Annotated in this window: 7 protein-coding genes and 2 pseudogenes; 8 read left to right on the top strand and 1 reads right to left on the bottom strand. The window is 60.7% G+C overall.

The genetic code is table 11. The features are described from left to right. Window positions 1-167 precede the first annotated feature (167 nt). The 4 genes and pseudogenes from L8U60_RS08870 to L8U60_RS08855 all read left to right on the top strand — a co-directional run bounded on the left by L8U60_RS08870 (window position 168) and on the right by L8U60_RS08855 (window position 4131). A complete protein-coding gene (locus tag L8U60_RS08870) occupies window positions 168-1709 on the top strand; it encodes a hypothetical protein (protein ID WP_269966009.1) in 1542 nt (513 codons plus the stop codon). A 427-nt stretch (window positions 1710-2136) separates the two neighbouring features. Continuing rightward, window positions 2137-2517 (top strand): annotated as a pseudogene (locus L8U60_RS08865) (IS1/IS1595 family N-terminal zinc-binding domain-containing protein); the annotation flags it as partial. 11 nt (window positions 2518-2528) lie between these two features. Next, a pseudogene (locus tag L8U60_RS08860) lies at window positions 2529-3299 on the top strand (IS256 family transposase); the annotation flags it as partial. A gap of 259 nt (window positions 3300-3558) precedes the next feature. Further along, window positions 3559-4131 (top strand): NADPH-dependent FMN reductase, encoded by a 573-nt coding sequence (locus L8U60_RS08855; RefSeq protein ID WP_019174205.1) that lies wholly within the window; start codon window positions 3559-3561, stop codon window positions 4129-4131. Window positions 4132-4242: 111 nt separating this feature from the next. On the opposite strand, the gene L8U60_RS08850 is transcribed toward L8U60_RS08855, so the two are convergent. After that, window positions 4243-6108 carry a phosphoenolpyruvate carboxykinase (GTP) gene (locus L8U60_RS08850; RefSeq protein ID WP_269966008.1) on the bottom strand — a complete coding sequence of 622 codons (1866 nt, stop codon included), beginning with the start codon at window positions 6106-6108 and terminating at the stop codon, window positions 4243-4245. Window positions 6109-6358: 250 nt separating this feature from the next. Here L8U60_RS08850 and nrdI point away from each other — a divergent pair, with 250 nt between their 5' ends. The 4 genes from nrdI to L8U60_RS08830 form a co-directional block, all read left to right on the top strand. Beyond that, on the top strand, window positions 6359-6868 hold the full coding sequence (nrdI, locus tag L8U60_RS08845) for a class Ib ribonucleoside-diphosphate reductase assembly flavoprotein NrdI (protein ID WP_016664109.1): 510 nt from the start codon (window positions 6359-6361) through the stop codon (window positions 6866-6868). Then, complete coding sequence (gene nrdE / locus L8U60_RS08840) at window positions 6865-9039, top strand: class 1b ribonucleoside-diphosphate reductase subunit alpha (RefSeq protein ID WP_269966007.1); 2175 nt, start codon at window positions 6865-6867, stop codon at window positions 9037-9039. The genes nrdI and nrdE overlap by 4 nt, the downstream gene beginning before the upstream one ends. A 114-nt stretch (window positions 9040-9153) precedes the next feature. Then, on the top strand, window positions 9154-10182 hold the full coding sequence (nrdF, locus tag L8U60_RS08835) for a class 1b ribonucleoside-diphosphate reductase subunit beta (RefSeq protein ID WP_016664111.1): 1029 nt from the start codon (window positions 9154-9156) through the stop codon (window positions 10180-10182). 215 nt (window positions 10183-10397) lie between these two features. Next, window positions 10398-10651, top strand: a 254-nt coding sequence (locus L8U60_RS08830; protein WP_269966006.1) for an AAA family ATPase, incomplete at its 3' end; no start/stop codon positions are given.

Below are 10651 nucleotides of genomic sequence, written 5' to 3'. Positions count from 1 at the left end.
GGCACGGGGTATTTCTGGTTACGGGTGCGCGGGCAAGCCCACCCATGGGACGTTATCCAACGTATCAGGTGCCCGCACGCACGGCCGAGTTGCTTTTTGCTTATCCGCGCCCCACCCCACAGCGTGTCACACCAGAAACAACCGCCACATTCGTTACATTTTGCGCTATGAAGTGGAACGTTGTCCTTGCGTTTGTCGTGTTCGTCGTCGCGGCAATCTCGCCTATGAACCCTGCCACCACGTGGACGAGCCCTAATTCCGACCAGGAATCAGGGGCTCCTGCCGCATATGCCGGACCAGACCAACTCGTGGGTGCGCGCCGGGCAGCCGGTGAAGCGGCGGCGCAGGCCAGCTTCCTCGTTCAGGGCACGCAGAAACTCGTCGACGGCACCGAGCAACTCAAGGACGGCTCCGGTGAACTCGTTGACGGGATCCAAGCTGCCCGCGACGGCGCGGACCAGTTGTCCAAGGGCATGGTGGAACTCCAAAACGGCACCGGCGCACTAGCGGATGGTGCAACCCGTCTTGCGGATTCCGTCGATGGCGCTGTGGGCCAGGTCGTCGGTTTTGATGCCGTCCGCGGCCAGGTTCTCTCCGCCATTGACGCAACCCTGCGCAGCACCAAGAACTCCCGTGACCCGCAGGTGGTCGACCTCCGTGGGCAGCTTGAGAGTCTGCGCTCCCAGGTAGAAACCGCTGAATTGCCCGCTGATATTGAGGCCCAGCTCAACGAGCTCAAGACCGGTTCCCGTGAACTGGCCAACCAGCTTTCCGTTCCCGGCTACGCGTACCACGACGGCATCTACAGCGCGACGAACGGTGCCCGCGACCTAGCCAATGGCCTGAACGAGATGAACGGGAGGGTTGGTGAGGCCACCGGCGGCATCGATGAACTCGTTGACGGCGTGGGCAAGATCGACGACATGGCCAACACCACCAAGGACCGCATCAGCGACGTGCAGCGCGCCCTGCCAGCACCTGCGCCGGTCGCTGCCGGCTCTGGCGAGGAGGCCAACGCCCCAAGCTCTGCCCTCGCCCCGCTGGCCGCGATGCTGGTGAGCGCCCTCGCCGTCATCGCCGGTGTGGCGTTGGCTCTGGCCGCTTACGCCGCGCGTGGTCGCAACCGTTGGCTCACCCTCGGTGTCGGCACCGCATTCATCACCGCCGCTGGCCTCATCCTCGTGAGCATCCTGGGCACCAGCCTGAGCCCGCTGGCCCTGGCCATCAGTGGCCTGGCCCTCGCCCTGGTGACCTTGGCATCGGCTGGCTTCACCTGGATCGTCCGCGCATCCTTCGGTCGCACCGGCGGCACTGCCGTCGCCGGTATCTTCGGTCTGCTGCAGATGGCCGTCGTCGGTTGGGTGTGGTCCACCGCCGCCACCGGCAACGTTGACCTACTGTGGCGCACCGCTTCTTCCGCGCTGCCGATGCACTGGTCCACGGCCGCTATCTCAGCTGCTGGTAACCAAGGCTCCGCTACCGCGATGTGGACCGGCCTGGCGCTGAGTGCATTCCTGGCCTTGCTGGGTGGCGCTGCCGTGGCCATGAGCGCGCGCACCGTGGATGATGTGGAGTACGAGGAGTACTACGAGGATTACGCCGACGACCTGGATGAAGAAGCGCCCACGGAGGTCGCCACCGCGGTTGAAGCGCCTGCGCCGGCGCCCGCGCCTCGTCGGGCACGCGGGTCGCGCCTCGGCCGCGAATAAAATGCCCGCCGCCACCAGTGCATTTGAAAAAGATTTCCATAAACGCCCGATGGGTATTTTCTATCGGTGATTCGGGTGGTAAGAATGGGGTGTCAGTTCGTATGCATGAGGCGAACTGGCGACCATTTTCCTTTCAGGAACAGGGTTAGATAAAGGGCATTGCTGGGGGCAGCGGTGCCCTTTATCGCTTTTTGCAGGCGCGGGGCTGAAACACGGAACACGGTGCGGAAAGTTGATCACGCGGACCGAGTCCCGGGCCAGGTGGGGGTTAAGTAGTAGAATGTGTGTCTGATTCTTGCGATTTCCGCAGATCAGACTATACAAATCGGGCTTGAATAAGGATTTAGTCCTTATTCGGGCCCGATTCTCGTTCAATCCGTCGGAACGGCACTTCAGTGTGGTAGCTGGATGCTGGTTAGCTTTGCCGGTGACACCAAACAGACCACGATGCCCAGTATGTACTGGGCAAATGAAGAAAAACGGCACCACCACAAAAGGAACGACCAGATGGCGGTGCAAAAACCCTGACTGTGGATCTTCCACCACCCACCGTCGGCCTGATCTGACTAAAACCCGCGACTTCAAAGCATTTCACCGATACGTGACCTCCACGAGGTCACTAACCGAGATCGCCTGCGATGCCGGAGTCAGCAGATGGACCCTCGACCGCCGATTCGAACCGTTATGGCTCATCGATGTTCCCAACACCCCAGACCCCAACAGGGTCTACGACCAGATCTTCATCGACGGCACCTACACCGACGCCGGCTGCCTGCTCGTAGCAGCAAGCTACGACCACGTCATCGCCTGACACTCCTCCTGGATCCAGGCGGGTATGCCTACCTGTCGTGCGACGCGTTGACGATCAAGGTGCGTGAAGGCGGCCGGGTAGTCAAATGCTGCGTACTACTTGCCACTGGGGTCAACGCCGACGGGTATCGCGAAATGCTCGGCATGCACGTCGCCACCGCGGAATCCAACGCGTCGTGGAAAGGCTTCTTCCAAGACTTAAAGGCCCGCGGGCTTCGCGGTGTCTTCCTTATCACCAGTGATGCCCATGAGGGCATCCAGCACGCCATTTCTGAAGTGCTGCCCGATGCGTCCTGGCAGCGGTGCCGGACTCATTTCGCGAAAAACCTCTACGAAAAGGTCCCGAAGCCACAGTGGCCGATGGTCTCTGCGATGTTCCAGACAATCTTCCAGCAACCCGACGCCTCATCTACTTGGCGACAAGCCCGCGAAGTCGTTGATCTACTGGAACCAAAATTCCCGCAGGTTGCGGCCTATCTAGAAGAGTCGCTCGATGACGTGTTGGCGTTTACCGCAGCGCCGAAACCAGTCTGGACGAAGGTGTGATCCAACAACCCCACCGAAAGGCTCAACCGGGAGATCCGCCGACGCACCGATGTTGTGGGCATCTTCCCGAACCGCGAATCCATCATCCGGCTTGTCGGCGCGGTCCTAGCAGAACAGCACGACGATTGGATCCAGCAAAAACGCTACATGTCACTATCGGCACTCGAACACACCAAACACCTCATGCACCACCCAGGAGGTGATCATGGCGACCACCACCAGCTAACCGCCTGACAAAACCCCAAACTTCATACCGAGCCGAAAGCACAAACCGCTACACCACTACACGGGACTTGACCGCTCGGAGCTTCGGTTACTCATGAGGTTCGCAATGGCGGAATTGTTAACATAGGCTTGACCTCGTGAGCGAGTGCCGGTTCTGCTCGGCTTGGGGCAGCGACCGGCAGCTCGCGCCGCGCGAGTCTGTGGCGTATGAGGCCGCGGATCGCGGTGCATGATCCACAGTTGAAATAGAGAAAAGAGAGTGAAACGTATGACGAAGCGCGTGAGTGTGATTGTTGGGAGCCTGCGTCGTGGCTCCTTTGCCCGTAAGATTGCGCACAACCTGATTCCGATGTTCCCTGAGGGGTACGAGGCGAAGATCGTGGAGATCCGCGACCTGCCGCTGTACGATTTCGACTACGACGACCCAGAGGTCACCGACAAGCCGGTGCCGGCGGAGTACACGGAGTTCCGCGAGACGATTAAGGCCTCTGACGGGGTGCTGTTTGTGACCCCGGAGAACAACCGCACCATCCCGGCGTGCCTGAAAAACGCGGTGGATATTGGGTCGAAACCCAACGCCGACGTTGCGTGGAAGGGACTCCCGGCGGGAATTGTGAGCCACTCTGTTGGACGCATGGGCGGGTACTCGTCGCAGAAGAACCTGCGCCTTGCGCTTTCCTACTTCGACATGCCAACGCTTGGCCAGCCCGAGGTGTTCCTGTCGCAGTCGCCTGAGCTTTTCGGTGACGGGGATAAGATCACCCGCGAGTCAACCGTTGAGTTCCTGCAGAAATACATTGACCGCTTCGCTGAGCTGATCGAAAAAACCAGCCGCGATTAGTTTTCGCGGGCGCGTAACCCAAAGGCGAGGGGAAACCGAACACGTTTCGGTTTCCCCCTCGTTTGTTGTGTGGCAGTTTTGTGTCGCCGCGGCCGCGCGGTGGCGCAGGCGCTAGCTGTCTGCGCCCCCTGCGTCAGTTGCCGCCTCGGCCCGCAACGCCTCGACAAGCGCCTCGTGTGCGTCCCAGATTTCGCGCGGCATATCGGGCAGCTCGCGCAGGTGCTCAGCGCGGTGATCGGTTTCCTGCAGCCAGCGTTCAACGTCAACCCGCAGCAGTTTGTCGAGATCCGCCGCGTCGATTTCGAGACCGGTAAAGTCGAGCTCTTCAACAAGCGGGAGCACGCCGATCGGGGTTTTGCGTCCCTTGACTTTGCCGTCGCGGTACTGTGTGAGCCAGATCAGCGCGCGCAGGTTCTCGCGGAAGCCCGGCCACAGGTAACGACCGGTTTCGGGTTCGCGCTGGAACCAGTTGACGTGGGCAAACATCGGCATCTCTTTCAGCTGCCCGAGCACTTTAAGCCAGTGTTCGGCGTAGCGACCCTCGGAGTACGAGAAGAACGGACGCATCGACATCGGGTCGTAACGCAGCTGCCCGTCAAGCCCGTCCGCTGCGAAAGTCGCCTCGGCGCCGAGTGTCAGCCCGTCGTAGACGCCATCAACAAGGTTGTCGATTGCGCGGATCAGCGGTTCACGATCGCGGGTGCGGCCACCGAAGATAATCGCGTCAACGACCACGCCCTCGGGTTTGGAGACGTCTTCGGCGAGGTTCGGGATGCGCTCCAGCGGAATCGTGAAGCGGCTGTTCGGGTGCGCCCACGGTTCGTTTTGCTGCTCGGCGGTGCGGTCGGTGATTTTCGCGCCGGTCCAGTCGAGCCACCCTGCCGGGTCGGCCGGGGGTTCGGGGGTGAGACCCTCCCACCACACCTCGCCGGTGACTTCGTTGTAGGCGGTGTTGGTGAAGATCGTGCCCGATCCCTCAGCGATTGCCGCCATCGCGGTGGGGTTGGAACCCTCGTTGGTGTCTTTTGCGACACCGAAGGCACCGTTTTCGGGGTTGATGGCACGGAGTTTCCCTTCGTCGTCAACCCACATCCAGGCGATGTCGTCGCCGTAAAAATCAACGCGGTAGCGGTCGCCGAGTCCGTTTGGCGGCAGCGTCATCGCGAGGTTGGTTTTCCCTGACGCGCTCGGGAAGCCGCCGCACACGTGCGTGGTGACGCCGGTTTCACGGTCGTGGATCCCAAGCAGCAGGAACTGCTCCGCGAGGAACTTCCCTGAGGCGTAACCGTCGTAGGACGCCTGGCGCAGACCGTGGGCGATTTTACCAAGCAGCGCGTTGCCGCCGTACGCGGAGCCGAAGTGCAAAATGGTGCGCTCGTCTGCGACGGTCACAAACATCCGCTCGTCGGCGTCGGTGCCCTGCTGCAGCGCGGTCAGGTCACCGGTGACGTGCACACCGCGCACGAAGAAGTCCTGGTCGCTGACACCGTCGAAGTGCTCAATTCCGACGCGGGCCATGCGGATCATCTGCAGCACCACGTTGCGGTCGTCGGTGAGCTCAACTCCGAGCGCGAAGTTCGCAAGCGGGGTGCCGGGAGGGGCCATCAGGTACGGCACCACGTACATGGTTTTACCCGCCGAAGCGCCGCGCATGCGGCTCGTCAGCAGCGGTTTGACCTCGCTTGAGTGGCGCCAGTTGTTGTAGCGCCCGCGATCCGCCTCGTCAGCCGTGGCGACAAAGGTGCGCTCTTCGGTGCGGGCGGTGTCTTTCGGGTGTGACCGTGAGTAGTAGCGACCTTTGCCTGCGCGCAGCATTTCGCCGGCGGCGATGGCCTCTTCGAGCAGCCTGGCGTCATCCGCTGCTGAGACGAGCTCGATCTTTTCAGGATTGGTGATCTCTGCCCACTCGCTCACAAAAGCGCGAACGCTTTCCACGTGAATCTCTGGAGGAACTTGAAATTGCTTTGATGCGGTCATCAGGCGCCCTCATTCTTTCTTTAGTTTCCGGGTCTCACTTGTGATCTCTACCGTAGTACGTCGAGCCTGACAGCACCATAAGTATCCCCTTTGAGTCTTGGGTTCGGTATGACGTAGTCTGTACTTCGGCGTGTCGTAGATTTGTGAGATTATTCGTGCTAAACACTATATGTGGTACCCGCAATGTGGGTCAGGACTAGATGTAGGGGTGGGATTGCTGAGGTGCAAATGCTGAGAGGAGAACATGCTGATGAGTGAACGCAGGGAAGGCCGAACACGAAGCGTCGCGGAGGTGCGAGTGCTCGAGGGGCAAGATTCACCTGACCTGGTGTTTTTCTCGAGCGTTTCGGAGAACACCCTCCGCTTCGTCGAGAAGCTCGAGCGCCCGGCGGTGCGGATCCCACTCCGACCGCGCACAGAGGGAATGATCCGAGTGACCAGGCCCTACGTGCTCGTGGTTCCGACCTACGGCGGCGGAGCGCAGGCCGGGGCGGTGCCGCGGCAGGTGATTACGTTCCTGAACGATCCTGCAAACCGCGCGCTGATCCGCGGCGTGATTACCGCGGGGAACACCAACTTCGGTGAGCACTACTGCATCGCAGGACCGATCATCTCAGCCAAGTGCAAAGTTCCTGAGCTGTACCGCTTTGAGCTTCTTGGCACCAACCGCGACGTTGCTCGAGTCAAGGCTGGTTTAGACGAATTTTGGGCACGACAGAACACATTAGAAGCAGAAGCAAATGAGGAGGACGTCGCATGACGATCGCCACACCATCAGAAACAACCACCCCCAACACTGCACGGGTTGGCGGGGTCGGCGAGCGGAAGGACTACCACGCGCTCAACGCCCAGCTGAACCTGTTTGCGGCGGACGGGTCGATCCAGTTTGACAAGGATCACGAAGCGGCGGAGGCCTACCTGAACCAGCAGGTCATCCCGAACACGAAGCAGTTCGCTTCGGTGTGGGAACGCCTGGAGTGGCTGATCGAAAACGAGTACTACGAAGCCGAATACCTGCGCGCCTACGACAAGGACTTCGTCGAGCGCCTCCACGAACAGGCCGACGCTTTCGGGCACAAGTTCCAGACCTTCCTCGGTGCGTTTAAGTTCTTCACCTCCTACGCGCTGAAAACCTTCGACGGCAGCCTCTTCCTCGAAAACTTCGAGCAGCGAGTTGTTGCCACGGCGCTGTTCCTCGGTCAGGGTGACGAGGAACTGGCTTCGAAGACGGTCACCGAGATCCTCTCGGGCCGTTTCCAGCCGGCAACTCCGACGTTCTTGAACGCGGGTAAGAAACAGCGCGGCGAGCTCGTGTCGTGCTTCCTGCTGCGCGTTGAAGACAATCTCGAATCGATTGGCCGCAGCATTAACTCTGCGCTGCAGCTGTCCAAGCGCGGCGGCGGTGTGGCGCTGCTGCTGTCAAACCTCCGCGAGGCGGGTGCCCCGATTAAGCAGGTCGAGAACCAGGCTTCCGGTGTTGTTCCCGTGATGAAGATCCTCGAAGACAGCTTCAGCTACGCGAACCAGCTCGGCGCTCGCCAGGGCGCAGGCGCTGCGTACCTGCACGCGCACCACCCCGACATTATGCGGTTCCTCGACACGAAGCGTGAAAACGCTGACGAGAAGATCCGCATTAAGACCCTGTCGGTTGGGGTTGTGATTCCGGATGTGACCTTCGAACTGGCTAAGCAGAACAAAGATATGCACCTGTTTAGCCCCTACGATGTGCTTCGCGAAACCGGTATTCCGCTTTCGGATCAGTCAATCACCGAGCGCTACGACGAGTTCGTCGCGAACCCGCGGATCCGCAAGACCACGATCAGCGCGCGCGAGTTCTTCAAGACCCTCGCTGAGCTGCAGTTCGAGTCGGGCTACCCGTACGTGCTGTTCGAAGACACTGTGAACCGTGCGAACCCGCTCGAGGGGCACATCAACATGTCGAACCTGTGCTCGGAGATTCTGCAGGTGAACACCGCCTCTGAGTACGACGCCGCAATCGGGTACGAGACGATCGGTCACGACATTTCGTGCAACCTCGGCTCGCTGAACATTGCGCAGGCAATGGCCAGCCCGGACTTCGGCGCAACCGTTGAGATTGCGGTGCGGGCGCTGACGAGTGTGTCGGATCAGACCGACATTCAGGCGGTGCCGTCAATTGCCGAGGGTAACCGTGCGTCACACGCCATCGGCCTCGGCCAGATGAACCTGCACGGCTACCTCGCTTCGCAGCGCATCCACTACGGCAGCGAAGAGGGAATTGACTTCACCGACGCGTACTTCCGCACGGTGACCTACCACGCGCTGCGCGCTTCGAACCAGCTGGCGATTGACCGCGGTGCGACCTTCGCGGGCTTCGAGAAGAGCGACTACGCTGACGGCAGCTACTTCGACCGTTACACGGCCGAGGAGTGGGTGCCAGAAACCGCGCGGGTGCGTGAGCTCTTCGCCGAGGCTGGAGTTGCGCTGCCGACGGTTGCGGACTGGGAACAGCTGCGCGAGTCGATCCGCGAACACGGTATCTACAACGCGTACCTGCAGGCGGTGCCACCGACCGGGTCGATTAGCTACGTGAACAACTCGACGGCTTCGATCCACCCGATCGCCTCGAAGATTGAGATTCGTAAAGAGGGCAAGCTCGGCCGCGTGTACTACCCGGCTCCGCACATGACAAACGACAACCTCGAGTTCTTCGAAGACGCCTACGAAATCGGCGCCGAGAAGATCATCGACACCTACGCTGCTGCGACCAAGCACGTGGATCAGGGTCTGTCGCTCACGCTGTTCTTTAAAGACGAGGCGACCACTCGCGACATCAACCGCGCGCAGATCTACGCGTGGCGCAAGGGCATCAAGACGCTGTACTACATCCGCCTGCGCCAGCCCGCGCTCGAGGGAACCGAGATCGAAGGCTGCGTTTCCTGCGCGCTGTAGTCGCGTTCGCGCCCGCGTGTGCGCCCGTGCTGCGCGCGCGGGCGCACCGCGCGCCGTCCGCGCACTCCGCGCACTGACCACCAGACACCACTAGTGAAAGAGCTTTATTGAACTATGACTGATCCGTTGAACACCGACCGCCCGCTGCAAGAGATCTCGGTCACCCCGCCGTCGTACCGCCACGACCCGGCAGCGCGGCTGCGCCCCATTAACTGGAACCGCGTCACCGACGACAAAGACCTCGAGGTGTGGAACCGTCTGACCGCGAACTTCTGGCTGCCAGAGAAGGTGCCGCTGTCAAACGACATCCCCGCGTGGCAGAAAATGACCCAGGAAGAGCGCACCCTCACGATGCGCGTCTTCACCGGTCTGACCATGCTCGACACCGTGCAGGCAACTGTCGGTGAGATCGTGCAGATCCAAGACTCCCGCACCGAACACGAAGAGGCCGTCTACACCAACATTGCGTTCATGCAGTCGGTGCACGCCCGCTCGTACTCCTCGGTGTTCTCAACGCTGACGAGCACCCCGGAAATCGACGACGCCTACCGCTGGGCAGTTGCCAACGATCTGCTGCAGGAACGCTGCAAGAAGGTGCTGCACCACTACTACGGCGATGATCCGCTCAAGCGTAAAGTGTCTTCGACGCTGCTGTCGTCGCTGCTGCTGTACGCAGGGTTCTACCTGCCGCTGCACTTCTCGGTGCACGCGACGCTGACGAACACCGCAGACATGATCCGCCTGATTCTGCGTGACAAGGCAGTGCATGGTTACTACTCGGGTTACAAGTACCAGCGCGGACTCGAGACGCAGAGCAAAGAGCGTCAGGAAGAGATGCGCAAGTTCACCTTCGACCTGCTGGAAGAGCTCTACGAGCTTGAGCTGCAGTACTCGGGTGAGCTGTACGAGCCGCTCGGCCTGATGGACGACGTTGCCGTGTTCGTGCGTTACAACGCGAACAAGGCGCTGATGAACCTCGGTTACCCGTCGCGGTTTACCGCTGAAGAGACCGAAGTGAACCCTGAGATTCTCGCGGCGCTGTCACCTGGCAGCAACGAAAACCACGACTTCTTCAGTGGATCAGGATCGAGCTACATCATCGGTAAGGGCGAAGACACCACCGACGACGACTGGGACTTCTAGGCTCAAGGGCTTAACGGCTCGAGGGCTCAGCGGCTCGATTCGGGCCGCACCGTCCGAATAGCGCACCGCGGGTTGGACGCTGGCACACGCCGGCAACCTTCCCGCGGTGCGCTGTTTTGTGCCTGAGCCAGCGCGATTCTTGTCGACTATGATCGACAAAACCTCCGCAAAGTAGCAGCTTGTCGACTATACTCGACAAAACAGGGAGGTTTGTGGTGGACAGAATCATTGAACGCCCGAGATACTTTTCGCGGATCCAGCCCTTTATCGACAAACCCCTCGTGAAGGTGCTCACCGGTGTGCGTCGCTGCGGCAAATCTACGATTCTGCAGCAGCTGCAAGAAGTGATTCGCGCGGGCAGCGCTGATCCACAAGTGTTTGCGATGAATTTTGAGTCCGCTGACGGGCTTCACATCACAGACGCAGCGGCGCTGCTACGGCGCATCGAAGCCGAAAACCTCAACAAAAG

Origin of the sequence: Corynebacterium meitnerae (assembly GCF_027570075.1) — a bacterium.
Taxonomy (GTDB): Bacteria; Actinomycetota; Actinomycetes; order Mycobacteriales; family Mycobacteriaceae; genus Corynebacterium; species Corynebacterium meitnerae.
Note: the sequence above shows the minus strand (reverse complement) of the source record. Positions and strands in the feature narration are given on the sequence as shown.